Raw genomic sequence first — 26839 nt, forward strand, 5'->3', positions numbered from 1 at the left:
CTCGAGGTGTTCCGATGCGTTTGATGACGATCCTCCTTCTCTCCCTGAATTGCACGGCTGCAACCCTGCACTATCTTCCCCATTTCACGGTGAAGGACGGGCTTTGGCAAACCCGCCTCAGCATTCACAACCCGTCGTCCCAAAAAACCGAAGTTCGCATTCGGGCCTACGATGACGGAGGCGACTCCGCGGGGCAGGCTTCCCTCGTGCTCCCGCCGAGAGGTGGGTTGGTTCGGGATCTCGAAACCCTGTTGCCGACCCTCGCCAGCGAGACGGGCTGGTTGGAAATCGAGACGGATGATACGGAACTCACCGGCATGATGGTCTTTACCTCGACATCTGGCGGATCCAGCAGCCTGTCCCTGTCCGGCGACAAGGGAACCCACCTGATCCTGCCGTTCCTGCAGGAAAGCGATGGGTGGGCCTCGGGTTTCGCGCTGACCAATCCCAACGATTCGATGGCCACCTTGACCCTGGACCTGCTCACTCCGGAAGGATTGCTGATGGAATCCAAAACCCTGGAAGTCGGTCCTCGCAGTAAGTTTGTGGCGATGCTGGCCCAGACCTTTTCGGGAACCATTCCGGAAACCGCCGTGTTGCGGTTGTCCTCCGATGTGGAGGTCCTGGTGGTGGCGCTTTCGTTCGCCGAGGGCGTGCGCCAAATCGTGGCGGTCCCGGCCGAATCGTTTGCACCCGATGTGGCCGGACCCGAAACGGCCGCCGCGCTGCGGGCCCAACTCCAAGCCGAAATCGAAGCGCCCGCCACCAGGGTCAGTTCCATCCTCCACGTAGAGGCGCCCGAACTGGGCCTGTCCTTTCGCGAAGGTGTGGGCCCGGTCGAAGGAACCCACCGCTTCCGGGCCCGGCTGGTATCGGGGGCGGTGCTGGCGGTGCTCGCGCTGCAATTGGCCGAGACCGGCCAGTTGGACCTGGATGCGCCGATCGCCCGCTACCTGGCTGCGGATTTATACAGCGGATTGGTGGTGGTCGATAGCCGAGATCACTCCGCCGAGATCACGACTCGGCAATTGCTGGCCCATCGCAGTGGACTCCCCAACCTTTTGGAAGAGGAAGACTCGGGAGCAGTTCCGTTCATCAACGAAATACTCGCGGCTCCGGACAGGGATTGGACCCGCACCGACCTGTTGGCTTGGGCCCGCACCCATCTTCAAGCCAAGGTACTGCCGGGTCAGGAGCGGGGTGCCTCCCATTTGAACGACCTTTTGACGGTGGCTGTTTTGGAATCCGTGACCGGTGCCACCTACGACCAAATGCTGGACCAACGTATTTTGAGCCCGCTCGGAATGAACCACACCGCCTTGGAGGGACTGGCGCCGAACATCCCCGCACCCATTGCGTCGGAGTGGTTGGAGGAGATCGATGTCCTCGATATTCCCGGATTCGCGTTTGATCGCGCGGCTGGGGCGCTCGTTACCACGACCGGTGATCTCATCACCTTCTTTCGTGCCCTGTTGAAGGGTGCACTCTTCCAGGATCCCCAGACGCTGGACCTGCTGCTCGAACCCGTAGGCTACGACGAAGGTTTCGCTCATGTGGGGCTCGGATTGATCATGATCAAGGATCGGGATTGTCTGGCTCCGGGTGCTCGCTTGATCGGGGCCACCGGCTTCAACGGCGCCTTCGTGCTGTGTTGGCCCGAACGGAATTTGATGGTCGCGGGCACCTCCAATTTCCTTCCCGACTCCGGCTTCGCACGCGGGTTGGAGGTCATTCAGACGCTCTACGGTCCGGGCGCCTGCCGTGATCCCGGTTCCCTGCCGCGCTACGCCACGCCCGAAGACGCCGGTTTTTCCGCCGACAAGTTGGCACAAGCGCGATTGGCATACGACGCGACCAACAGTGCGGCCTTTCTGGCGCTCTACCGTGGCAAGGTGCTCGTTTCCTGGGGAGACGTGAGCCGCCGTTATCTCTGCCATTCCATCCGCAAAGGGTTTCTCAGCGGGCTCTACGGCATGTTCGCGCAAGAGGGCGTCATCGAATTGGACGCGACTTTGGCGGATTTGGGCATCGACGATGCCACGCCCCTGACGTCGATCGAAAAACAGGCCACGGTCGCCGATCTGCTGAAAGCCAGGTCCGGCATCTACCTTCCCGCGGCATCCACTACGTCCACGGGGCGACCGGCGCGGGGCAGTCACGCGCCGGGTACCCACTTCCATTACAACAATTGGGACTTCAATGCACTGGGCACCATTTTCGAGCAGCAAACGGGCCACGGTGTGCACGAAGCGTTTGCTCAATTTCTGGCGGAACCGCTGGCCATGCAAGATTTCCACGTGGTCGACGGCTTCGACCTGTTCGAGCGATTTCGCTCACAACATCCCGCCTATCACTTCCGCGTGACGGCCAGGGACATGGCCCGGATCGGCCAGCTCTACCTCCAGCATGGGGCTTGGGATGGGCGCCAGGTCATCCCGGCGTCGTGGATTCAAGAAAGCACTTCCTCCCATTCCGAAATCGATGTCGGCGCTGCCAACGGCTTCGGCTATATGTGGTGGATCGAGAAGACCGGTGGATACTCCACGCGCGGCAGCGGGGGCCATATCATTCGCGTGATTCCGGAGGAGGAACTGGTGTACGTGCGGCGCGTCAATACCGATCGGAGAGACCAAGGCGCCGGCCTTTCCGAAGTGGAGCACCTCATTCTCGATGCCAAATTGGACGAAGCGCCGTAGTCCTTTTCTTCGGTTCGGAGGCGGGCGGCGTCGTGTCAGAAAGAAACCACGCGAAGCTAGTCAGCACGGAGGTCCCGGCTTTCGAAGAGAGTCGTCGTGCCAGGTAGGTGCGACCGCTGGTCGCACATTCCGGAGCTCCTGCTTCTATCGGTGGTTCGCTCTTTGGCGTTTCGTATTGACGCGGTCTTGATCCTTTCGAAGAGTACATCCGGCGGACTTACCGCCCCTGCTGAACCTACCTGGCACGACGAATCTCTCTGCATTCGGGGACTCCGAGCAATTTTGTCCACGAACCAGAGTATTTCCACGGAATGGTCTCCGCAATTCCGCCGGTCAATCAAAAAAATAGGGACTACGGGATCCGAGGATGGACTTCAAATTCGTGTCAATCTGCGTGATTCGTGGACAGACTTTCAAGTAAACTGATCGAAGCGATCAGACATAGATCAAAGTCGATCATCGAGAGATCTAGAGACTCGGCTTACCGGCTTCGCTCTTTTATCACTCTATCTTTCGAAGCCTGGGCCGCTTCGACAAGTCGGGCCAGCGGCCCAACCTACCGCCGCGCCGGCCCTCAAAGCATGCGGGAACTCCTGACATGAATCGCTTCGACATGTTCATCCTGCGGGCCGGTCACGGTAGGGGCGGGGGCGCCGGGCCCGAGGACACCTCCAACCTGTCGTCCGACTCGCGAAGGATCAGGTTGGTGGTCTTCTCCACCACGATCCGGGCCTCTCGCGCCGAAAACCGCGAAAAATCCCCCCGCAGTTGATGATTCAACGCGTTTCGCCGCGTTCGGGCATCCGCGTAGGCTAGCCGGAAACCCGTCTCGCGAGCATACCAGGCCAAGAATTCGTGAACCGGTTTTCCGCGCATGTCCGGGACGATCGCCAATTCGCCGATCCAGCTCCAGGTCGGGTCGTTCGCCTGAATCGAGCTCCGCGTGATGCGCCCGTCCGCATGGCGCGTCACCTGTCGACCCGCGCCGATGCGTTCGTCGTGCCACAGAACTTCGCCTTCCCTGACCTGAATTCTGAGCGTCTGCCGTTCGACGTTCACCATGAATTGGGTGCCCAGGTGGCGCACCTCTCCCCAGGCGGTGGCGATCACCAGCGGGTCGGCATCCGACGACGAGGTCTCGCAATAGATCAGGCCGCGATCGAGACTGATTCGGTTGGGGCCGACCAGGGTCACTTCGGTCCATGGGCCGATCCGCAGGGAAGCCGCTTCCATGTCGATCGCCACACCGCTCGAATCTCCGCTGCGAAGAACCTGGCCCGCCCGCAATGCCGCGGCCCCTTCCAGGACGGCGTGATCGAGGGTGACCGCTCCGTGGATTTTCACCACGTGTCCCAGCGATGTCGGCGCCGGCCAGAGTGCTTGTGACCGGATCCAAAGCGCCACCATCAGCGCCGCGGCGATTGCGGCGGCCCACCCGAGGCGGCGCTGGAGACGTCGACGCCTGACCGATGCACGCCAGGCTTTGTGGGTTTCCGCGCGAATGAGCTCGGTCAACTGCGGGGGCGGTTGCTGCGGCATGGTGGCGCGCAGGAGGTGTTCGATGGGGTCGGGCAATGGATCAGTCATGCTGTCCTCCGGAAACCGCGATGAACCCATCGCGAAATGCAGCGCGGGCACGCGTCAACATGGATTCGACCGCTTTGACCGTGGTCTCCATGGACCGCGCGATGTCCCGCATGGACATGTCCTCCAGGTACTTCATCCTCAATGCGGCTGCGTATTGGGAGGGCAGGTTGTCCAGCGCGATCCAGATCCTGCGTTCGATGTCGCGGCGGTGCACGGTGCCTTCCGGGGATTCCGCATCCGCGGCCAGCGAGGCCAGTGCCGCTTGGATTTCCGGGTGATCCTCCTGCAGTGGCACCATTTCCCGACCCTGGCGCCGGTAGTGTCCGGCGATTTCGTTGCGCGCAATGGTGCACAACCAGGTGAACAACGCGGCTTCGCCTCGGTACGTGTGCAGCTTGCGCACGGCCAGAACCATGGTTTGCTGGAGGATGTCCGCGACCCAGTCGTCGGGTGCGCGGGGCAGGACAAAGCGGTACAGCTTGGGGAAATATTCCTCGTAGTACGCCTGAAACGCCTGTTCATCCCCGGCAAGGATGCGTTTCACCAGGTACCGATCAGATAGGTGTCTCATGGTAGGGGGTCTCTCCGATGGGTTGGATGCCGCCATCGAGAGAAATCCTTCGAAAATGAGTGAAAATAACGACAGTGCGATGATCGCGTCGGTAGCCGAACCCCGCTCTCGTGTGCTATGCTGCCAACGCAAAATTCCGCCCAAGCTCCAATAAAAAAGTGACTTAACCACAAAGCGGCATACCCGCGAACCATTGGCTCGTGGGCGGATGCGGCTTCGCGTTGCCAACGAGTCGCGAACCCGTCACCGAATCCGGTTTCCTTGACAACTCACACCACGGATTGAACTCATGTTATTTAATTCATTTGAATTCATTTTCGTTTTTCTGCCCATCGTCCTGCTGTCTTTCTTCACGGTGTCGTTGTCGCGCCGGTACCTTCTTTCGCGTGTCGTCCTGGTGCTCGGCTCGCTCTTTTTCTATGGATACTGGGACTACCGCTATCTGCCGTTGATCCTGTTCAGCATCGTGGTCAACTACGCCTTGGGCATTCTCCTGTCGCGCAAGCAGAGCCGCATGCTGCTGACCCTGGGGCTCACCGTCAACCTGGCCCTGCTCGGGTACTTCAAGTACGTGGGCTTCTTCATCGAAAACATCAATGCGGTTTTGGGATACACCCTGGCCGATCCACACATCGTGCTGCCGCTCGCCATTTCCTTCTTCACCTTCCAGCAGATCGCCTATCTGGTCGATTCCTATCGTCAACTCACCCGCGAATACGATTTCGTCAGCTACTCGCTGTTCGTCTGCTTTTTTCCCCAGTTGATCGCCGGGCCGATCGTGCACCACAAGGAAATCCTGCCCCAATTCAAAGAGGCGGCCTGTTACCTGTTCCTGCACGAGAACTTCGCGAAGGGCATCTTCATTTTTTTCTTCGCGCTGTTCAAGAAGGTGGTAATCGCCGATACGCTCGCGCTGTGGGCCACGCCCGGTTTCGATCAGGCCACCGAGTTGTCCTTCATCGAGGCCTGGGGCACCATTCTCTCCTACACCTTCCAGATCTACTTCGACTTCTCCGCCTATTCCGAAATGGCCCTGGGCCTCGGCCTGATGTGCAACATCAAGATCCCGGTCAATTTCAGGTCGCCGTACAAGGCCAACAACATCGTCGACTTTTGGCGACGCTGGCACATCACCCTGTCCCGCTTCCTGCGCGACTACCTCTACATCCCGCTCGGCGGTAACCGCAAGGGCAAGGGTCGCCGCTACGTGAATCTGATGCTGACCATGCTGCTGGGCGGCCTGTGGCACGGCGCCGGCTGGACCTTCGTCATTTGGGGCGGGCTTCACGGCCTCTATCTGATTCTCAACCACGGGGTTCGGGCCACCAAAATCCAGGTCCACTGGATGATCGGCCGACTCGCCACCTTCCTGGCCGTGTTGCTGTCCTGGGTCTTTTTCCGGGCGACCGACTTCGAAGCGGCGATCAAGGTCTGTCGTGGCCTCGTGGGCCTTTCCGGGTTCAAATTGGGGAGCCTGCACTACTTTCCCGGACGGTACACCGAGTTGGTGGCGCTTCCCCTGTTGTTTCTCATCGTCAATTTCGCGCCCAACACCCTCGAGGTCGCCGAGAAGATGCAACCCGACAGGAAGTGGGCGCTGCTGACCGCGGTGATCATCGTCTGCTGCATCGCCAACATGAACAAAGTCAGCGAATTCATTTACTTCCAGTTTTAGATCGGGAAGGAGGGAACATGCCTTGGCGCCGATACAATCTCTATCTCGCGATCCTGTCGTTCGGCATGCTGTCCGCGCTCGGTGGGTTCAACATCCTGGTCGATCCCTTCCTGTATCGCCGACCACCGGTGTTCGAATTGAATCAGGAACGCTCGAACTTCCGCAAGAATTATCACCTGTGGAACATCCTCGCCTTTCGGGACAAAGCGCCGCAAGTGGTCTATTTCGGCGATTCCCGGACGGAAAACCTCGACGTCGAGGTTCTGGAGGACCTTACGGGCGAAACCCAATTCAACTTCGCCTTTGGCGGGGGCTCCTTTCAGGAGATGTTGACGGCCTTCTGGTTCGGGCTCGAGTATCACCGGCCGCAACGCGTGGTGTTCGGCATGAATTTCGACATGTTCAACGAGAACAACGCGCGAAACCGATTCGCGACACCCCAGAAAATCACCACCAACGCGTTCACCTACTACACCAACCTGTACGTGGCCCGGAGATCGGTCGCCACCCTGGCCAACCACTGGCGCAATACCTACCCGACCGAAGCGCCGCCGATGGATCGAGAGACCTTTTGGCAGTATCAGTTGGATGTTTCCACCGAACGCATATTGATGAATTACCACTATCCCGACCGGCTACTGGCCCAACTGAAGGACGTGGCCGCCTATTGCGGAGAGCACGGGATCGAGTTCATGTTCATCGTTCCCCCGCTGCATCGGGACTATCACGCCAAGATCGCCGAACTCGAGATGGAGGCCACCTACGTCAGGTTCAAGGCCGAATTGGCGGCGATCGCGCCGACGATCGATTTCGATTACGACCATCCGCTCAACCGCGACGCGGAAGCCTACAAGGACCCCTATCACCCCGATCGACCCTTGGCTGAACAGGTGCTGAAGGCCCTGGCCGAGTACGAAAAAGGGGAAACCCTCTCGTTTGGGAAACTGCTCGAACCGGCGTCCTGAACCCGTGTAACCGGACCCTCGATCGAGTTGCTGCTCAGGCTAATCGAAGCGAATTGCTCGGGGAGCCCGTGCGCGCGTAAGAGACGTAAAGCCTGTAGGTGCCGGGCTCGCCCAGGGCGCCGGGCCGACTGTTCGAAGTAATGAAATTCAAAGTCCCCGCATTTTGAGAGAGGCGTAAGGCCTGTAGGTGGAGCAGCTTGCTCCACCAATCGAAGCAACAACCGCTTCGGGTGATAACAGGGCTAAAGAGCGAAGCCCTGAACTCTGATCGAGAGGGAGCACGGAGAAATCGACTATCGAGAGATTCGGAGGCCCGACTTATCCGCTTCGCTCTTTTACCACTCGATCTTGCGAAGCATGGGCTGCTTCGAAAAGTCGGCCGGGCCGGCCAACCTACCTGGCACGACGAATCTCTCGGGATGCGGGAACTCCTCGCCAGGATCGCTTCGAAAGGTACATCCAGCGGATGTACCTACCGGGCAGGACGAATCTCTCGGGATGCGGGAACTCCTCGCATGAATCGCTTCGAAAGGTACATCCAGCGGATGTACCTACCGGGCAGGACGAATCTCTCGGCATTCGGGGACTCCAAACGGATGTGCTTCAAGGCAGGTGGCCTTCACGGATGGGCGATGACGATCAACGTTCTCGCCCGCCGGAAGACGCAGGCCATGGCCTGCTGTAGGCTTTCGGGGTCCAGGGCGCCGAAGCTCTCGTCCAGGATGATCAGTTCCGCGTGTTGCAACAGCGCCCGCGCGATGAATACCCGGCTCGCCTCGCCGTGGGAAAGCTGCCAGCCGTTGTCGCCGACCAACTGCATCAGTCCGGCGGGCATGCGGCTCAACAGCGGGCTGAGACCCAGCTCGTTGCAGATCTCCTCGGCCTCCTCGAGGTCTTCTTGGCAGGGAGGCCAGCCGCGCCCCATCAACAGGTTGAAGGCCAGGCTGCCGCTGAAGATGTGGTTCACGTGGAATTGGGGTGCCCCGGAGATGCAGCGGCGCCACCCTTCCTCGCCCAGCGTGTGGCGATCGAGCCCGTGGATCAGGACCAGGCCCGAATCGGGATTGCGCAAGCCCAGCAACAGGGCCGCGAAGGTGCTCTTGCCGCTGCCCGACCGACCTTCGATCAAAATGCGCTCGCCCTCGCGGATCGTGAAATGGTCGGCGCGCAGAACCGGTTGCCCGCTTCGCTGGTAGCGGTACACCAGGTCGTAGGCCTCCAGCAGCAGGTTGCGGTGCCGAATGCTGGTGTCGAGGTCCATCGGGCTCAGACTTGGTGAGGGAGGACGGGCGATCGGTGCTCGGGTGGCCGACTCGATCAGGGGCAGGGTATTGCGCCACGCCACCAGGGCGCTGATCAGGTTGAGAAAGCCGGAACGCTGCTTGTACAGGGCCCGAAAGGCCAGCAGAATGCCGCCCAGGCTCATGGCCACCGATTCCGGTGTGGGGCCGCCCCAGGCAAACAGCGGGATCAAGCCGATCACGCCCAGGATCAGCCAGCCGCGCGAGCTGAAGTTCATCAGCAGATAGCCGTGCAATTCCATGTTGAGCGACAGTTGAAAATAGCGCGCCAGCGACCAGTCCTCGTTCTTGTGCCAGGTGTCGCGGGGCTCCTGGGCCAGGCGCGTGTCGTGGCCGTACATGGATTCCACCAAATCGTTGGTCATTTGGAGGCGTAGGTCGGTCCACGATTCCCAACGCCGCTGGAAGGTTCGGAAAAACAGGGCGATGGGGATGGTCCAGACGATCAGCAGCCAGGCCAGCCACCACGCCTCGGCCTGAAAGAGCAGCGCCAGCGCGATACCCAGCTCGATCACGCTGAACAGGGCGCTGTAGCCGGCATTCAGGGAGAGCGATTCCAGGGTTCTCGATTCGAGCACCAGGCCCAACAACTGGCCCGAGCCGCGCCCGCGAATCTCTTCCGGATCCAGCCGTTGAATGCCGCGCAGCAGGCGTTCCTTGAAGACGCCGCCGATGCCCAGCGACACCAGGCCTTGAGCCCAAGTAGTCAACATGCGGAACGGCACGATGCTGAGCAGCATCAGGACCCAGGCCAGCAGGGTCGCCTGGTCGATGCGGCCTTCCAACACGCCTTTGATGATGACCCACCAGGAACCCACGAACAACAGGTGGGCCATGATGTAGAAGACGACCAGGGCGGCGAAGTGCAGGGTGACCCGGGCCTGGCCCAAATGCTTGTAGAGGGGCGCTTCGGGCGGCAAGCGCAGTAGCCATGCCTGATCGAAGTGTTTTTGATTTAGGTTGTTGCGAGCCAGTTGGAAGCGGGTTTGGGCGCGTCGATCCAGGGGCACGCCGGCCGTGTCCAGCAGCAGATCCAATTGGAGATCTTCGCTCTCGGGGACGCCGCCCACGATCAGGGCCTCGAGCTCGCCGAAGGGAAGTCGGTAGATGCGCGAGTCGGGCCCCAGCACTCGGGCGTGACCGCGATGGCTGCCGCACAGCGCCACGAAGTGACGGCCGCCGCCGCTCGCAATGGTCAGGAGGGCCGGGCCGCCGCGCCGCAACAGGTCGTGAATCTGCCCGAAGGGGATTTCCACCGGTTCGGCCTCGATCTTCAGCCAGCCGCAGGCTTCCACGATCCATTTGCTCAGCGATTCGTGGTGATAGACGTTGAAATCTTCCGGCAGGTGCGGTGCACGGGCCAGCTTGGGCGAGAGATTGGCTCGTCGCGCCAGGGCCTCGAGGCACTCTCCCAGCTTGTCCTGGGGCCAGCTCCAGAGTTCCAGGCCGTTCATGGCGAATCCTCCGCGCCTTCCGCGCCGAATCTGCCCTTGCTCATATGCACCCGTCGCCAGTTGGGTCCTTGCCAAAGGTCACTGGTGAGTCGCTGTTCCGCCTCCAAGAGCCGGTTGAAGTGGCTGGTGGTCTTGGCCTTGAGGTTTTTCGGGTGGTCGTCCTCGCTGATGGTGCCGTCCTCCACGACGACCACGCGATCGAACAACATCGCTTCTCGCACGTCGTGGGTGATGAAGAGAATCGTCGCTTCCGGCCACCAATGACGCACCGTCTGCAGCAAATCGCGGCGTGCGGCGCGGTCCAGCCCGCGAAACGGCTCGTCGAGAATGATGAGTTGGGCCCCGGGGCGCATCAGGCCGCGGCCCAGCCGGACGCGGGTGCCCTGTCCACCGGAGAGAAAGGTGCCTTCCTCTCCCAATTCGGACTGCAATCCGCGCGGCAGGCTTTCGATGACGTCGTAGAGCATGGCGCTCGAGAAGAGCTCGGCCATCGAGCGCCGCACTTCCGGTTCCGCCCCGTATTGAATGTTGGCCAAGAGACTGCGGTTCCAAAGGTTGACGGCGGGGCTCACCCAGGTGGTCTTGGCGCGCAGCCACTCCAGTTTCTCGAAATCCAGGCGCGAACCGTCGATGCGGATTTCACCCTGGTTGGGTCGATGCGTGCCCAGCAGCAACCCGGCGAGTGTCGACTTGCCCGCGCCCGAGGGCCCCACGATGGCCACGTGTTCGCCGACGCGGATGCGCAGGTCGATATCCTTGAGAATCGTTTGGCCACTGGCTTTGACCGAGACCTGGCGCATGTCGATCTCGATGCCGCGGTTCGGATCGGTGACCGCTTGGCGGCCGAGGCTGTAGAGCGTGTCCTTGCCGGTGGTGATTTGGGAGTCGTCGCTGGCGAAGATGGCTTCCATCAAGCGTAGGGTCCGGTTGCGAATGCCCGGGTAGGATTGGACCCCGGAGATCAGGGTTTCACCGACGATCGGAATGCGCAGGGCCCAGAAGGCGAAAAGCAACACCGAACCGAGCTGTTGGGCGGCCTGGAGGTGGACGATGATCAGGGCCGCGGCCAGGCTGAAACCGGCCAAGGTGGTCAGGCCCTCGATCCAGACCGCGCGAACCTGGAGGGCGCGACCCGAGAGCGTCCACTCCACCAGCAGGCAGTCGTGGGCCCGCGATACGGAGCGCTCGGCTCCGTGGGTACGGCAGGCGACCAGTCCCTTGAGGGAATCCAGGTAATAGGTCGTCAGGCTGCCGCCGTGGGTGCGGTGGCGCATGTCCGGCGACGCCAACAGCGGTGCGAGGAAGAGGGGCAGCGCCAGGAACAGCGTGGTGCCGACGATCGCGAGCACGGCCACGCGTGGGTCGAGCCAGATGAGGCCGGCGGTGGTCAGAATCAGCCCGAAGGTGTTGTTGATGATGCGGCTGACCACGCTGGATATCTGGCGGATGTCGGTCACGCTGTGGCAGCGCTCGCTGATATCGCCCAGGGACAGCGTGCTCAGGTAGGCCCGGCTCAGGCGCGGCAATTTCTGGAGAAAGGCCATGCGCAGGCGGGCTTCGATCTTACCGCCGATGCGCAGGCGGGCCTGGGTGATCAGGAACTGCAGGGCGAGCTGGCTGACGAGAAAAAGCAGAATGATCAGGATCCCGGAAAGCCGTTGGTTGGCGTTGAGGGTGGCGCCCATGTCGAGCAGGGAGCGGAAGAGCAGGGCCTCGATCATGGTGCCGGAGGCCATCACCGCCAGGGCCAGCAGGTAGAACAGCGGCATGACCAAACCGTCCTGGAGCATGAGGTGCAACAGGTAGGTCATCGGATGGGGCAGGCGGGCGCGGCGAATGGGTCTCGGGCTGGAGCCCGTGACCGGATTGGGGCGCCCCAATCCCTCCACGCTGAGCACCAGGACGCCGCGCTGCTCGAGCTGATCGTGGCCTTCCGCGTCGGGATTGGTGGGCACCACGCTCCAATAGCGTTCCGGAATGACCGCATCGACGCGACCCGGCGTCTCGACGACGCGGTGGACCAGGCGTTGCAGCGCGTGTTCGGCTTCGCTGCCGCGATCCAGGCCGCCGCTGTCCACCAGCGCCATGGTGAGACGCGTGGCCGCCTCCAACGCGGCCAGGCCGAACCACGAGGTGTCCGCCAGGGCCGCCGCGATCAGGGTCTCCCGTGTGTCGACGGCAATGCCCAGCCGATCCAGCACTCGGTCCAGGCGATCGAGAAACGAGGTCTCGCCGGCCCATTGGCGCCAGTCCACCTCGTCGATCTTGCGCCGGATTTCCTCCGCCTCCTCCAAGAACCGACGGCGTTTGGGCCAGCAGCGGCCCCTGCGCGTGTCCAGCACCTGGAGACGGCTCCCCAGTTGGTTCCAAACCACACAGAAGTGGTTGCTGCCCCGCATTCGGCTGGTTTTGATGATCGAGGGCCGGGTGCTGTGCCTGTCCTGGAACAGGAGTTCGGCGGGAACGATTTCCTCGCGTACCTGAACCCCGAAACGGCAGGCCAGGTGGCCGATGGCCGAGGCGTCGGTACCGTCGACGGCCGTGCGGCACAACCGGCGCAGTTCATCCAGGCTGGCCTCCACGCCCAAGCCCTCCATCAGGCATTTGAGGGCCGTGGGTCCGCTGTCCATGTCCGAGTTCTGTATGCGCTCGGGAATCAGAAAGCGCGCGGACAGGGCGCCGCCATGGAGCATCAAGTTCCCTCCGCGCGAACGTCCTCGTTCGATTTGCCCATGCGACCGAGCATGCGCCATAAAAGGGCTGCCGGTGAAATGCGTTCGATTTCGACTTCCACCGTGCCCGGCAGACCGTGTTGGAGAGGGACCCGGTATTCGCTGGGGGGCTCGAGTTGAATCTCGATGCGCACTCTGCCGTCGCGGGTCTCGCGTCCGGTGCGGCGAACCGTCGCCGGCAGGTAGCCGAATTGGGTCCATGGAAATCCGTCGAGCTTGATGCGGGCGCGTTGGCCCGGAAATATACGCGCGAGGGACTGGCGTGGCTCGAACCAGGCGACGGCGATCAAATCACCGGTGGGCAGAATGGTGCCGAGCGTTTCTCCCTGGCTCACGAAGCTCCCGCTCGGGTAGGTTCCCACGTCGGCCAGCGTTCCGCTGACTGGGGCGCGAATCTCCAAGTGGCGGAGGCGATGGGTATAGAGGGCGTTCTGGTTGCGCAACCATTCCGAACGCGCCAGTTGCACCTCCCGCTCGCGTTCCAGTTCCGCCAGTTCCGCACGGGCCAGTGCCGCTTCCTGGCCGATGCTGGTTCCCTGGCGCGCGAGGCTGGCGCGCTGCACTTCCGAACGAGCCCGTGACTGGTTCAGCTCCGCGCTGGTCCGTTGCGCTTCCGCCTCCGGCAGGATGCCCCTGCGAAACAGGTCCTCGTTTCGCGCCGATTCCCGTGCGGCCTGTTCCGACCTGCTCTCGGCCTCGCGCAGGCGGGCCTCGTTCTCGGTTCGGGCTTGGTCCGCTTCCTTCCGGATCAGCCCGACCGCTTCCTTCTGGGCCCTGATCTGATCCTCCAAGGCCGCCAATTGACGCTCCAACATGCGCCACTCCGCCTGGACGGAACTCTGTTCCAATCGCAGCTCCTCACCATCCAGGACCAGCAGCACCTCGTCCTTCTGAACCGCCTGTCCCAGGGCCATGTATTGGTTCGCGACCTTGCCCGCCGATTGGGTGGTCAGCGGGTGCGGTGGCGGAAACTGTTCCAGGCGGCATCGATCCGATGACTCGAAAAGCAGCAGTGATGAGAAGAAGAACCAGTATCCCCAGACGAAAATCACCAATAAAATAAGTACCTTACCCGCTATCAAGTATTTCGGGTTGTCTGCGCGGATAGCGCGCATCGTTTGCGAGAACAATACCGACATTGACGCTCCGGTGATATGCGTTCATGGATGCAATATGCAACAGAACGGGGGGTTTACGGGAAAACGGGCGCCAGGGTGGGGAAACGGTATCTCTATCTTTGCAAAATCAAACGAGAAATTGAACCAAAATCAGGAATTTGACTTCATTCGTCACTCTTGATTTCGGAGTCTTTGCAGGGCGTCGCCGGCTGGTCGATAATGAGGCGCCAATGCCAAGGCCAGCTCGTAACAGGCGCGAGCCTGGTCGATGCGACCGGCTCGTTCGGCCAACATGCCCGCCAGAAGTCGGGTTTTTTCGGATACCCCGCCATACCGTTCCGCGCCCGCCAACGCCGTTTGGGCGGCGTCCGCATGGCCCGCGTCCTTCAGTGCGATGGCCAGGCGGAAGAGGCCGTTGCCGCTGTAGGGACGACGTCTGGAAAAGGCCTGGGCGACCGCGACCGCGTGGCCTCGGTCGGGATCCTGGTTGACGGCCAGGGTGACCCATCGATCCAGTGCCTTGATATCCACCGGAAACCGCGTGTGGGCCGCTTCCATAAACGCCGCCGCCTCGGCGATGCGGCCCTGGCGTTCCAGGTCGTTGCCTGCGGCCAGCAGCTTCGAGGCCCAACCCGCCTGGATGTAGAGCCAAATCAGGATCGCTTGAAGCGCGATCAGTGGGATAAGCTGCGCCAAACGTCGCGCGGTCCTTGGTTTCGGATGATGTTCGTTTTCTGCGGCAGCGGGTTCCCGGGAGGATACCCCGCAACCCATCCAGAACCAAAACAGCCAGCCGGATACGGGCATGGCCAGCGGAAAGGAGAAAAGGCTGTCGATCAAAAGGGCGCACAACGCCGCGGCGGCTCCGAGGCATTGTCTCCACGAATCACCGTCACTTCGCGAAATCCCGTTCAGATAGCCGAACATGGCCAGCCCGACGAGCAGGCAGAGGCACAGAAAGCCCGGCAGACCCAGTTCGACCAGGGTTTCCAGCAGATCGTTGTGTAGCCGTTTCGGTGCGACGTGCAGCGCGTAGGTGGCGGTGTCCATGACCGCGTCGTGATAACGGGGGTAGTGGACCGGGAACTGGCCCAGGCCGACACCCGTCAGGGGTTTGTCGACGACCATCTTCATCGAATTCGCGTAAAGGGACGCCCGAACCGAGACGGTATTCACCTGGCCGTCGCGGTTTTCACCCGGATTGGCGAAACTCAGCAGCTTACGCAGCGGCGTGTCGGCGTGGGCGGTTCCTTTGGTCGCCATGATGCCCAGGCCGAACAGGAGCAGGGTCCCGGCCAACAGGATGCCTCGAAGCAGATGCCCGTTATCGGTTCCGCGTCGGGCCCGAAACACGTAAAACGCGAAGGCGATCGCCGATGCCAGGCCGATCGCGATCCAGGCGGCGCGGGTCCCGGTCGCGAACAGGTAGCCGACACCCGGCAGGACCATTGCCAGTCGAAGCGGCATGGTTCTCGTTTCGCCGCACAGCAGGTGGACACAGCCGATCGGGAGGACGCCGGTCAGGAATTGGGCCGCAAGGTTCCGGTTGAGGAAGGTCGATGACGGTGGAAAGAGCTGAACGAAGGGTGGTACGTCCAGGCCGGCGTACTGGGCCAGCCCGATCAGCGAGACCGGTACCGTCGACCATAGGGCCGTTCGAAGTAGGGGTTCGCGGGCGCCGGGGATCGACCAGAGCCAGGCCGCCAGCGGCATCGCCTGTACCAGTGTGACCAGTTTGGCGAGCTTCCAACCGGCGGACAGCCGATCGTGGGCCCAAATCAGGGAGACGCCTGCGAAAACCAGCCACATGGCGAAGGTCGCCCACGGTACGCGGGCCCTTGCCCCCGTACTGCGCGACACGCAGAAACACAGGGTCACCGCCAAGGCCCAAACCTGGACCAACAGGAAGCGCGGGATACCGGCAGGATCCGCCAATCCCGGAAGGTAGCAGAGTGGCAGCAGGATCATCGCCGCACGGGTCAGGATCAGGGCGGTGTGTTCAGGGGTGGATCGTTGTAGGACGGAATTGGACATGAAGCGGCCATCTCGAGAGAGTCGAACGACAAACCGCGTTCCCCTCTGGAAACGCGGTTCGCTTCGTGAATCCGGGCCTTTGGATCCTATGGTTCCAAGGCCCGGGTGATTGGGGTTACGGGTGACTCCGTCGCGCCGGGATCATTGGCACCGGTAGCCTGAATCCACGTAGTGAATGATGTGAAGCACATCCGTCCGCTCCGAGTTGGTGCAGTAGTCCATTCGATCGCGATCACCCCAAAGCGAGACGATCGTGGCATAGGCCGCGATATTCCGGTTGCCTTGCACTTGAACGGCGGAGACGCGGTCCATGATGCGATCACCGGCCCCGTCACCGTTTTTGTACAGCAGGAGATCGGCCGTGTAGCGAGCGCCATGTCCCACCGGCTCCAGCAGGAAAGCCGTCGTGATGCCGGGCTCGACCAAGCTGGACAAGGGGAAGCGGTTGAGTCCCGGCTCCAGTTCCAGGAAGGTTACGTTCATGGCGGTGCCATCCCGATCGAGTGCGGCCAGGGCGAGGCGCAAAGGGGCATTCCGCACGTTGTTGAGAACCAGGGACGATTCGGACCAGGCGCCCTCGTAATCGAGTTCGCCGTCGACGGGCAAGGCACTGCGCGTCAATTGAAAATCCGAGTGGCCGTGCACGTCCAGGATATCGCTTCCTTCGGTCATGGCCATCGAACGCGGTTCGAAGTCGGTCGGGTGGAAACTGGAACGGACGGCCATGGGCGAGTCCCCGACGGTCACCACCTCGGTATCCGCCAGGAGGGCGGCGACACCCGCGGCTTCTTCGACATCGTGGCCGGTCGGGACACCGGGCTCGGCGCTGTTGACCGTGAGTACCTGGCCACTGTTGGGCTGTGCGGCGGAAACCGGGGCAAACGCCAATTTGGTTTCGCTTTGACCCGTGCCGGGATGCAGGAAGGAGAGGTGGTGGCCGACCGAGCCGAGATCCTCGATCGTGAAGTTCACCGTGTGGCTGGCGAATTTGGCCATCGCGGTCTCCTGGTGAATCGAGGACCAACCCGTGATGCGATCGGTGGCGGTCGCGTAGAGCGTGTATTCGCCGTCGTCCAGGGTCAAGAGCTGCGTGACCGGAAAGCTGAAGGTGTACAGGGGAAAGACATCGAATTGGGTCGAGCTCGCGAGGGTCGTGGTCCCCGCGTAATAGGCCTCGAGTTGTACGGTCACCGCTTGGGAATTGATGTTGCGGAGTCCGATGATGGTTTGCTGTGCGGCGCTTCCCTCGGTCGCCCGAACTTTGACGAGGGGGAAAGCGAGTTCGCTGGCGGCGTCATGGTAGTCACTGAACCGAGTCGTCGTCTGGCCGGTGACCGCCCCGTCGTTCGGATCCAGCGTCGTTTCGCGGGTCCAAACGGCCAGGTTCAGGCCTTCCGGGGTCACCATGCTCATCGAGCCGGCTACGGCGCCTGCGCCCGATCGAGAAGTGTGGATCACGGTCGACGCCAACGGTTCCAGGGTTTTTTCGACGGTGTCCGTGGCGTTTTGGTCTTCGTCGACGAGCAGGGGATCCGTCATACCGTCCGCATTCAGTGCGGTCAGGGTGAAGGTGACGCTGTCGTAGGGGCTAGGGTTGAAGACGTGGACGCCCGTCCGGTGGTTTTCCCCATCGGCGAAGCCGTGGTCGTAAATGCGGAAGAGGTCTTCGCCGAGTCGCTGTTCATCGGTGTCGCGCAACGCGGACCAGACTTGGAGGCAGACGGCGAAGGCTGCAAGCAGGAAGAGTGTCGATTTGAGTGCCCGGGATCGAAAAGAACGAGAGAAAGATTTCGACATTGAAGAAGGCATGAACTGTAAAACCTCTGTTTAAACTAAATTGCCAATGCGGTGGATGGGTGGCTGTGAACGATGCCGAAGTACAATGGGACACCGATTGCCGTTAACTTGTCGCAAGGAGAATTTCCGAATGGAACCGATGTTTCACGCTCGCTGCGACGGAGGAAACGAGAACGCACAATGCCCACACTTCATGGAAGTCCCAAATGGCCCGTTCATCCGCCAAAAAAAGATGAAAAAATAAAAAGACCTTGTTTGTGGTCTTTGTTGTGACTTCGAGACGGTTTTTCGAAGTACGTATGTCGGGCACTCTACCACTCCGGTGAACCCCTTGCAAGACTGTTTCGGAAAAATACGAATATCGAAAAAACCGGATGATTGGAAATTGCGTGAAACAAGAGTGCATGCTTGTGTCGTGAAAAGAGCATTGGTTCGGTTTTTCTCGACGGACGTTTTCGGGGCGATCACCACTCCCTGCCGGCAACCGTTCCCTCTCGCGCGGAGAACCCCGTTCGGGTTAAACTCGAAGGTGACTTTCGAGGAGTCGGGCACCTGCGCCTACGAGGAGTGAATGACGATTTTCCAGCTTGACGATGAGCTGTGGTTCCCCAATCCGCGATTGGCGGAGAAACGAGGGATCGTGGCCGTCGGTGGCGATTTGCGTCCCGAGCGTTTGATTTTTGCCTATCGTACCGGCATTTTTCCCTGGTACAGCGAAGAAGAACCCATCATCTGGTGGTCGCCCGATCCGCGGTTCGTCCTGTACCCCAAGCAATTCAAACTACGGCGCAGCCTGCGGAAGACCATCAACAAGGGCGTGTTCGAAATCCGTTACGACACGGCCTTCGACAAGGTGGTGGAGCATTGCGCCCTGGCGGAGCGACCCGATCAGGACGGAACCTGGATCGTGAACGAGATGCAGGAAGCCTACAAGAAGCTGCACGAGCAGGGGTTGGCCCACAGTATCGAGGCCTACCAGGACGGCGAGCTGGTGGGCGGCCTGTACGGCGTGGCCATGGGCCCGTTCTTTTTTGGCGAGAGCATGTTCTATCTGAAGCCCGATGCCAGCAAGGTGGCGTTGGTCGCCTTGGTGAACATGTATCGCGAAGCGGTCTTCATCGACTGTCAGGTCGCCAACGATTTTTTCACGTCGATGGGTGGGACCCATATTCCGCGGGACCGGTACCTGGACGCACTCTGGCGACATCGCGACGAACCCGGCCTGTGGAATCCGTCTTGGTCCGAGGCACACGAAGAACCCACCGGCACCGACTGACCCCGATCGGGTGCGGCGTGCCAAAGAAGCGGCGACCCCGAGGGGCCGCCGTCGGAATGGGTGTTTTTCGAGACTTACTTTTTGAGTTTGCGCATGTTGCGCAGGTAGGTGGGAATGTCGAGATCGTTGTCGTCCTCGAATCCCATGTTGTTGGCACCATACCCCTGCGGCGTCATGAGGATGTTTTTCAAGGTCTCCTCGGGCGTCGCGAACTCGGCCGCGGGTTCGGCGTGCAGCATTTCGGGTTCTTCCATTTTGGGTGCGTTGGCGGTTTGGCCGTAGTAGGTTTGCCGTTCGCGCTCGGACGGGTGACCCACGCTGGCCGCCGGGGCCTGTTTCGTGTGGCTGGTACGCGGTCGGCGTTCGTAGGCGCCGGTCTCGACCTGTTTTCCACCGCCCTGGCGGGTATCGGCCGCCGTGGTCGCCCGCTCGTTGCGGGGTTGCGCGGGGCGCTTGCCACTTTGGCGGGTGCCCTGAGGACCGGCTGCCTGGCGTTGGTTGGTCGGCCGCTGGTTGCCCGGGCGTTGCGCCGCGGGACGTCGGGTCTCGCGCTGGACCGGCGGTTCGGCCGGCGGCTGCACGATCGGTTCCCTTGGCTGGAAGTACTCCACGTTGTCGTTGGTCGGCTCGTGGAGCTCGCGACTGGGCGTCGAGAAGCCGGTGGCGATGACGGTGACCGTCACGCTTCCGGTCATCTTCTCGTCGGTCACGGCGCCGAAGATGATTTCGGCATCGGGGTCGCACGCCTGGTGGATCAGCGAGGCGGCCTCGTTGATCTCGCTCATGGTGAGATCGGGTCCGCCGACGATGTTCAGCAACACGCCGCGGGCACCGTTGATGTTGGCTTCTTCCAACAGCGGCGAGGAAATCGCGCTCTGGGCCGCTTCCACCGCTCGGTTGTCGCCGGCCGCGGTGCCGCTGCCCATCAAGGCCACGCCCATACCCTGCATGATCGTCTTCACGTCCGCGAAGTCCAGGTTGATGACGCCGGGGACGTTGATCAGGTCACTGATGCCCTGCACGGCCTGACGCAGCACGTCGTCGGCGATGCGAAAGGCTTCGGTGAAGGGCGTGTCGTCGGGCACGGTCTTGAGCAGCTTGTCGTTGGAAATGGTGATCACCGTGTCCACGCTGCCCTTCAACTCCTTGAGACCCGATTCGGCGTTGCGACGCCGGCGCGGACCCTCGAAGGAAAAGGGCGAGGTGACCACCGCCACCACCAACGAGCCCAGCTCGCTGGCCAGTGACGCGATGATCGGTGCGGCGCCGGTTCCCGTACCGCCGCCGAGGCCGGCGGTGACGAACACCATGTCGGCCCCTTCCAGGTGCTCCAGGATCGCGTTGGTGTCTTCCAAAGCGGCTTCGCGGCCCACCTCGGGTTTGGCGCCGGCGCCGAGACCCTTGGTGATCTTGCCGCCGATATGGATCTTGATCGGTGCATGCGAGCGGCGCAAGGCCTGGGCATCGGTGTTGGCCACGATGAAGTCGACGCCGCTGACGCCGGCTTCGATCATGCGATCGACGGCGTTTCCGCCACCGCCACCGATCCCGATTACCTTGATGTTGGCACCTGGCTGTGTCTGGGTTTCTTCTTCGAACTGTAGGTTGATTTTGGTCTGATCGTCTCCAAACTCAATCATTCACCCACTCCTGTCATCCATTCATCCTCTTATTCACGCGAATCCATTCCAATCCACCAGGCGGGAACCTGGAAAGATCTACATGCGCCGTTCACGGCCCGATGGTTTGGTGATCGCGGGATCCGCCCATCCACGCGCTCAAATGTAATCCGCCAGGAAAAACTCCTTTATCCGTTTGAAAACTTTGCGAACGCCGGTTTCCGTCGGTCGCAGACCTTGACCGTTTTCAGCTTGACCGAATTTGATGAGACCGATTGCCGTCGAATAGGCCGGCGAGGACACCACGTCTACCAGACCGCCGATTCCGGTAGGTTTGCCCAGGCGCGCCGGCAAGCTGAATTCGAGTTCGGCAATTTCGGTGATCCCGGTCAGCAGCGCACTGCCGCCCGTGATCACCAGACCCGAGTTGATGACCGATTCGTAACCGGCCTTGCGGATCTCTTGATGGACCAGGCCCAAAAGCTCTTCCGCCCGCGGCTGGAGGATGTCCACCAGGGCGCGTTGGGGAATGATGCGCGTTTTAGGCGTACCGACGCCGCTGATCTCGATGACCGCGTCGTCTTCGATATAGCTGCCCAAGACACAGCCGTATTTTTTCTTGATCTTTTCGGCATCGGGAATCGGGGTTCTCAGCCCGATCGCGATGTCGTTGGTGAAGTTGTAGCCGCCCACGGGAATGACCGCCGTATGCCACAGACTGCCACGCTCGAAGATCGCCAGATTGGTCGTGCCCGCGCCGATATCCACCAGCGCCACGCCCATCTCCTTCTCGTCCTCGGTCAACACCGCCTCAGCGTTGGCCTTTTGGACCAGAACCTTGCCGGCCAGATTCAGCCCGGTGCGATGCACACAGGTCAAAATGTTCTGAATGGCCGTGGTCGAACCGGTCACGATGTGGGCGTTGACCTCCAGGCGGCGTCCGCTCATGCCGCTGGGGTCCATGATGCCCTCGTGATCGTCGACTTTGAACTCTTGTGGAAGCACGTGAATGATTTCACTGTCGGCCGGCATCCCCGCCGGATGGGCCGCCTCGATCACGCGATCGATGTCTTCACTGAAAATCTCGTTCTGCTTGGTCGAGATGCCGATGACACCGCGACTGTTGAATCCCTTGATGTGGTTACCCGAAATGCCGATGAACACCCGGCTGATTTCGATCCCGGCCATCAATTCCGCTTCCTCGACCGCACGGCGGATGCCTTCCACCGTTTTCTCCAGCGAGACCACCACGCCCTTGCGCAACCCGGAGGATTCGGCTGTACCGATGCCGATCACGTCCAATTGGTTTTCGGGCTTGATCTCACCGACCACCACGGTGATCTTGCTGGTGCCGACGTCAAGTCCAACGATGTATTTTTCCTGTCTGGCCATGGATGTCCTACTCTTCGGCCCGTTCGGGCAAGATGGCTACCTGGTTGGGAAAGCCCAACTCGATGTAGTGCAATCGAGGGTATTCTTGGCGAACCCGCTGCGCAATGGAAAGGTAATTTTTGATGTTGTCCGGGATCACTTTTTGCCCCAGATAGATCGGAGCGGCTTCGCTGCGAAGGGAAACGGTCATGTTTTCGGCGTTCTTCATGTCGAGCGTTTCGATGTTGTCCCAGAACATCAGACTCGCCTCGCGTATCTTGCCCAGGGTGGAAAGCCCGTTGCGGATCCGCTCGGTCAGGTCTTCGCGTCCCTCCAGCCCAATGATAACCGGAAGGTCCAGCGGCGCGCCGTATTGATCGTAGGCGCCGAGGAAATCGCCCTCGTGGTTGACCACCAGCACGCGGTCGTCCACCTGAACCAGGCCGGCCGGCTCGTGCTCCTGAACGTCGAGGTGCAGGATGCCGGAGACTTCGCCGCGCACCACCGCGGCGGAGACGCGCGGATGGTCGACCACCCGTTGCCTCAGCGAACCGAGGTCCAGCGAAAAGACGTTGTGCCCCATGACGGGCAACAATATTTGGCGAATTTCCTGTTCGGCCGTGGGCGAAGCGCCGCGAATGTCGATCTTCTGGATGGCGAAGCGGGGGTGGCTGCGAAGGGTTCGGTAGCCGTAACCGATCATTGCCGATATACCGATGGCAAGAACCCCGTAAAACATGAAATACCCCGAAAGTCGAAGAAGATGACTAGGCCTCCGTTTCCGCATGCCGCCGCCGCGTGAATCGGACGTTTGGCGCGTGCGTTTGCGTGTCAATTTAGACACCAGCCAGGGACTCGCCCATGCGAGTCGGGGATTGTAATATTGTGGGAATGCTACCATAAGACACTGACCGATTACAGGAAAAAAAGGAAGACTTGAGTGGGCCGAATTTTGGCTTTGGCAAGAAATTCCTCGTTTGGGTAAGTAGGTTTGTTTATTGAGGTTGGGTGGTTTTTCCGGCGGCCTCTTCGGCGTGCCATTGGTTGTAGAGTTTACGGGTCATGAGGCTGATCGAACCGGCGCCCAGACCCAGAATCATGTCGCCCTTGCTGCTGTGTTCCATGAGGTGATCCGCCAGGTTTTCGGGATCGTCGAGAAAGCTCACGGAATGGTGTTTTTGTGCCAATTCCGAGGCGAACCGACCGGCGTCGATGCCGGGGACCGGCGCCTCGCCGGCGGGAAACACCGGCAGGACCGCCACGTGGTCGGCCTCTTGGAAGCAGGCCAGGAAACGGTCCCAGAGATCGCGCAGGCGGCTGTACCGGTGGGGTTGGAAAATGGCCACCACGCGGCCCTCGAACCCGGCGCGGGCCGCGGCCAGGGTGGCGGTGATTTCGGTGGGGTGGTGGGCGTAGTCGTCGAGCATCAGGCGCTCCCGCACTTCACCCAGGCGGTAGAAGCGGCGATCCGCGCCCGTGAATTTTTTGAGCGAGGCCCGAATCGAGTGAATGGGCACGTCCAGTTCCAGCCCGACTGCGATCGCCGCCAGCGAGTTGGCCACGTTGTGCAGGCCCGGAACCGAGAGCTCGATGCGGCCCAGGTTCGCGCCGCGCACCATCAGCTCGTAGGTCATGTTGAAGCCTTCGGCCTTGATGTTGGCGGCGGAAAGATCGGCGTGGCCCTTGAGGCCGTAGGTCAACAGTGGACGCGTTACGCGCTGCAGCAGGCCGGCCAGCCGATCGTCGTCGATGCAGGCGATCACCAGGCCGTAGAACGGTACCTTGTTCATGAAGGCCAGGAAGGTCTCGCTGATCTGGTCGATGCCGCCGGTGTAGTGTTCCAGGTGTTCTTCGTCCAGGTTGGTCACGATGCTGATCGTGGGCGACAACCGCATGAAGCTGCCGTCGGACTCGTCCGCTTCCGCCAGGATTAGCTGGCCCTTGCCCAAGCGGGCATTGGAATCGAATTTGTTCAGGCGGCCGCCGATGACGACCGTCGGGTCCAGCTCGGAATCGCTGAGTACGTGCGCCAGCATGCTGGTGGTGGTCGTCTTCCCGTGGGCGCCGGCCACCGCGATGCCGTACTTCATGCGCATGATTTCCGCCAGCATCTCCGCACGGGGAATGATGGGGATGTTGCGGTACTGGGCCGCGATCAGTTCGGGATTGTCGTTCTTGATGGCGCTCGAGACCACGATCACTTCGCTGCCGATGATGTTCTGGGGATCGTGGCCGATGAAGATTTCCGCACCCAGGTCACGCAGCCGATTGGTGGTTTTGGATTCCCGAATGTCGGAGCCGCTGACGGTATAGCCGGACGTCAACAGGATCTCCGCGATGCCGGACATGCCGCTGCCGCCGATACCTACGAAATGAATGGCCTTGATCTTACGAAACATGAGCCGCGTGCTCCTTGAGAATGTCGTTGAGTGGGCGCTTGTGTTGGAGGTCGTGCACCAACTGGGCGCATACCCGGGCACTGTCGGGCCCGGGACTGGGGTAGGCGGCGGCCATGTTCGCCAATGACTCCGAGGAAGCCAACAATTCGGCGAGGATGGGGCCGGCCTGGGGCAGCTCGGTCTCGGGAATCAGCCGAGCCGCGCCGCAAGCCGCGAGGCTTTTGGCGTTGAAGGTTTGGTGGTCGTGGGTGGCGCGGGGGAAAGGGACCAACACGGCGGGAACGCCCACGAGCTTGAGCTCGGCGATGGTGGAGGCACCGGACCGGCAGACGACCAAGCGCACATCATCCATCAATTTGCTCAGATCTTCAATAAAAGAAACGACTTCGACCTGGAATGCGGCCCCCTCGTAGGCCGCGCGAACGCTTGCCTCGTGGGCCTTGCCGCACTGGTGGACGACCCGCAGATTCATGTCCGGCGTCAGCACCCCGGCCAACAGCTCGGGCAGGATGCGGTTGAGGGCCGCGGCCCCCTGGCTGCCGCCCAGCACCAGCAGGATCGGTCGATCGGCAGACCAGGTCCCGCCCTGTTTGAAGTCTTTGCGCACCGGATTGCCGGTCACGATCGAGGGGCAGCGGAGTCGCGTGCCGGCTTCGCCGAAGCCCAGGCAGGCCAGCTTGGCCACCCGTGACGAAATGCGGTTGGCCAAGCCCGGAAAGGCGTTCTGCTCCTGGATCATGGTGGGAATGCGCAGCAGCGCCGCGGTCCACAGCAGCGGCGCCGAAGCGTAGCCGCCGACACCGATCACCACCTTCGGACGGAACCGAAGCAGGTAGAACAGGCTCAGCAGCAGGCTCGCCGGGACGCGCCAGAGCAGGGCCGCCTTGTGGGCCAGCGATTTGCCCAGCAGTCCGCGCACGGGCAATGTCAACAGGGTGTGTCCCTGTTTGGGGATCAGGTCTTTTTCCATGCCGTAGGCGGTACCGACGAACAGCACGCGGGTGGCCGCGTTGGCCGCGAGAAGCGCCTCGCCAATGGCAATCGCGGGGAAAATGTGTCCCCCCGTGCCGCCGCCCGCGATCATGTAGCAGCCACTCATACCGCCACCCGGTTGCCGACATTCTGGAATCGGCTGATATTCATCAGGATGCCGCACATGCCCAGGGACAGGATCAGCGAGGTGCCGCCCGCGCTCATGAACGGCAAGGTGATCCCCTTGTTGGGAAAGAGCGCCAGGGTGATGGAGATGTTCATCATCGCCTGGGTGCAGATGAGCATCAGCAATCCGGCTCCCAGCACGCGCGAATGGGGCATTTCCACCCGGTTCAGCACGTGCGCGCCGCGCAGCAGGAAGGCCAGGTAGCACAGCAGCACGGAAACCGTGCCCAAAAAGCCGAATTCCTCGCCGAGGGTGGCGTAGATGAAATCGGTGTGGGGTTCGGGCAGGTAATAGAGCTTCTGTTTGCCCTTGCCGAGCCCGAGCCCGGTCAGGCCGCCGGAACCGATCGCGATCTTGGCCTGACGGTTCTGGTAGTGCTCGTGGTAGATGAAGTCCGTGAAACGTTTCAGGCGGTAGCCCCGCGTGAGGACCAGGCCGGCGATGATCGGCAGCATCAACATGGCGCCGATGAACAGGTACTTTTTGGGAATCCCGGAGAGGAACAGCATCAGGCCGACGATGAAGATGATGATCATGGTTGTGCCGAAATCCGGTTGAACCAGGATCAGGGTACAGAAGACCCCGACGACGACCGCGATCGGTAGCAGGCGTTTCTTCCACAGGCCTGGACCGCTGAACTGCGCGGTTCCGAAGGCCGCGACGACCATGATCGATAACAGCTTGGCCAGATCGGATGGCTGGAAGCCGAATCGGCCGATGTAGAACCAGCGGGTGGCGCCGTTGGCGGCCGATTGAAACTTGACGGCGACCAACAGGGCGATGACGATGGCCACGCCCACCATCAGCACCGATTTGCGGCGGTAGAAGGTGTGCGGCGTGGCGAAGCCCACCGCGAACGCCGCCAACCCCATGATCATGGCGACGAGCTGCTTGAAGAAGATGACCCCGGAATCGTTGTAGAGCTCGCGCGATTGGACGCCCGAGGCGGAGTAGACCATGACCATGCCGAATCCCAGCAGGATGACGACGGGAATCAGCAGCAGAAAGTCGGGTTTGCGGGGTTTTAGATTGAGGGTCATGTAGGCTCCGAGATGGGTACGAGAGAGGAATCCGGGAGGAGGCAC

17 protein-coding genes are annotated in these 26839 nt (G+C 61.4%); 4 read left to right on the plus strand and 13 right to left on the minus strand.

The genetic code is table 11. The features are described from left to right. Window positions 1-23: 23 nt before the first annotated feature. Entirely contained in the window at window positions 24-2696 is a 2673-nt protein-coding gene (locus J3U87_RS20755) for a serine hydrolase domain-containing protein (RefSeq protein ID WP_237377690.1), read from the plus strand. A 633-nt stretch (window positions 2697-3329) separates the two neighbouring features. Here the strand turns inward: J3U87_RS20755 and J3U87_RS20760 are convergent. Continuing rightward, a complete protein-coding gene (locus J3U87_RS20760) occupies window positions 3330-4283 on the minus strand; it encodes a FecR domain-containing protein (RefSeq protein ID WP_237377691.1) in 954 nt (317 codons plus the stop codon). Then, the gene (locus J3U87_RS20765) at window positions 4276-4854 is read right to left on the minus strand and encodes an RNA polymerase sigma factor (protein ID WP_237377692.1); all 579 of its coding nucleotides are present in this window, start codon (window positions 4852-4854) and stop codon (window positions 4276-4278) included. The genes J3U87_RS20760 and J3U87_RS20765 overlap by 8 nt, the downstream gene beginning before the upstream one ends. Window positions 4855-5143: 289 nt before the next feature. Here J3U87_RS20765 and J3U87_RS20770 point away from each other — a divergent pair, with 289 nt between their 5' ends. Both J3U87_RS20770 and J3U87_RS20775 read left to right on the plus strand, forming a co-directional pair. Then, window positions 5144-6529, plus strand: a complete 1386-nt coding sequence (locus tag J3U87_RS20770; protein ID WP_237377693.1) for an MBOAT family O-acyltransferase — start codon at window positions 5144-5146, stop codon at window positions 6527-6529. 17 nt (window positions 6530-6546) lie between these two features. Further along, window positions 6547-7494: a hypothetical protein gene (locus J3U87_RS20775; RefSeq protein ID WP_237377694.1), complete on the plus strand. Its 948-nt coding sequence runs from the start codon at window positions 6547-6549 to the stop codon at window positions 7492-7494. Between the two features lie 619 nt (window positions 7495-8113). Here the strand turns inward: J3U87_RS20775 and J3U87_RS20780 are convergent. The 5 genes from J3U87_RS20780 to J3U87_RS20800 all read right to left on the minus strand — a co-directional run bounded on the left by J3U87_RS20780 (window position 8114) and on the right by J3U87_RS20800 (window position 17942). Next, the gene (locus J3U87_RS20780; protein ID WP_237377695.1) at window positions 8114-10249 is read right to left on the minus strand and encodes an ATP-binding cassette domain-containing protein; all 2136 of its coding nucleotides are present in this window, start codon (window positions 10247-10249) and stop codon (window positions 8114-8116) included. Beyond that, complete coding sequence (locus J3U87_RS20785; protein WP_237384522.1) at window positions 10246-12942, minus strand: ATP-binding cassette domain-containing protein; 2697 nt, start codon at window positions 12940-12942, stop codon at window positions 10246-10248. Before J3U87_RS20785 ends, J3U87_RS20780 begins: the two co-directional genes overlap by 4 nt. Next, the gene (locus J3U87_RS20790) at window positions 12942-14120 is read right to left on the minus strand and encodes an HlyD family secretion protein (RefSeq protein WP_237377696.1); all 1179 of its coding nucleotides are present in this window, start codon (window positions 14118-14120) and stop codon (window positions 12942-12944) included. The genes J3U87_RS20785 and J3U87_RS20790 overlap by 1 nt, the downstream gene beginning before the upstream one ends. 150 nt (window positions 14121-14270) lie before the next feature. Continuing rightward, a complete protein-coding gene (locus J3U87_RS20795) occupies window positions 14271-16133 on the minus strand; it encodes an O-antigen ligase family protein (RefSeq protein ID WP_237377697.1) in 1863 nt (620 codons plus the stop codon). 141 nt (window positions 16134-16274) lie between these two features. Further along, window positions 16275-17942, minus strand: coding sequence for a hypothetical protein (locus tag J3U87_RS20800; RefSeq protein WP_237377698.1), 1668 nt, complete (start codon window positions 17940-17942; stop codon window positions 16275-16277). Window positions 17943-18501: 559 nt separating this feature from the next. Here J3U87_RS20800 and aat point away from each other — a divergent pair. Beyond that, the gene (gene aat, locus J3U87_RS20805) at window positions 18502-19206 is read left to right on the plus strand and encodes a leucyl/phenylalanyl-tRNA--protein transferase (RefSeq protein WP_237377699.1); all 705 of its coding nucleotides are present in this window, start codon (window positions 18502-18504) and stop codon (window positions 19204-19206) included. Between the two features lie 74 nt (window positions 19207-19280). Here the strand turns inward: aat and ftsZ are convergent, their stop codons facing one another. From ftsZ to J3U87_RS20835, 6 genes are all read right to left on the minus strand, one after another. Next, entirely contained in the window at window positions 19281-20846 is a 1566-nt protein-coding gene (ftsZ, locus tag J3U87_RS20810; RefSeq protein WP_237377700.1) for a cell division protein FtsZ, read from the minus strand. A 138-nt stretch (window positions 20847-20984) separates the two neighbouring features. Continuing rightward, a complete protein-coding gene (gene ftsA / locus J3U87_RS20815) occupies window positions 20985-22217 on the minus strand; it encodes a cell division protein FtsA (RefSeq protein ID WP_237377701.1) in 1233 nt (410 codons plus the stop codon). Window positions 22218-22224: 7 nt separating this feature from the next. Then, window positions 22225-22935: a cell division protein FtsQ/DivIB gene (locus tag J3U87_RS20820; protein ID WP_237377702.1), complete on the minus strand. Its 711-nt coding sequence runs from the start codon at window positions 22933-22935 to the stop codon at window positions 22225-22227. Window positions 22936-23191: 256 nt separating this feature from the next. Then, window positions 23192-24595, minus strand: a complete 1404-nt coding sequence (murC, locus tag J3U87_RS20825) for a UDP-N-acetylmuramate--L-alanine ligase (RefSeq protein ID WP_237377703.1) — start codon at window positions 24593-24595, stop codon at window positions 23192-23194. After that, on the minus strand, window positions 24585-25694 hold the full coding sequence (gene murG, locus J3U87_RS20830) for an undecaprenyldiphospho-muramoylpentapeptide beta-N-acetylglucosaminyltransferase (RefSeq protein ID WP_237377704.1): 1110 nt from the start codon (window positions 25692-25694) through the stop codon (window positions 24585-24587). Before murG ends, murC begins: the two co-directional genes overlap by 11 nt. Further along, window positions 25691-26794, minus strand: coding sequence for an FtsW/RodA/SpoVE family cell cycle protein (locus tag J3U87_RS20835; RefSeq protein WP_237377705.1), 1104 nt, complete (start codon window positions 26792-26794; stop codon window positions 25691-25693). The genes murG and J3U87_RS20835 overlap by 4 nt, the downstream gene beginning before the upstream one ends. Window positions 26795-26839: the final 45 nt, after the last annotated feature.

This window comes from Sulfidibacter corallicola (assembly GCF_017498545.1).
In the GTDB taxonomy this organism is placed as follows: Bacteria; Acidobacteriota; Holophagae; order Acanthopleuribacterales; family Acanthopleuribacteraceae; genus Sulfidibacter; species Sulfidibacter corallicola.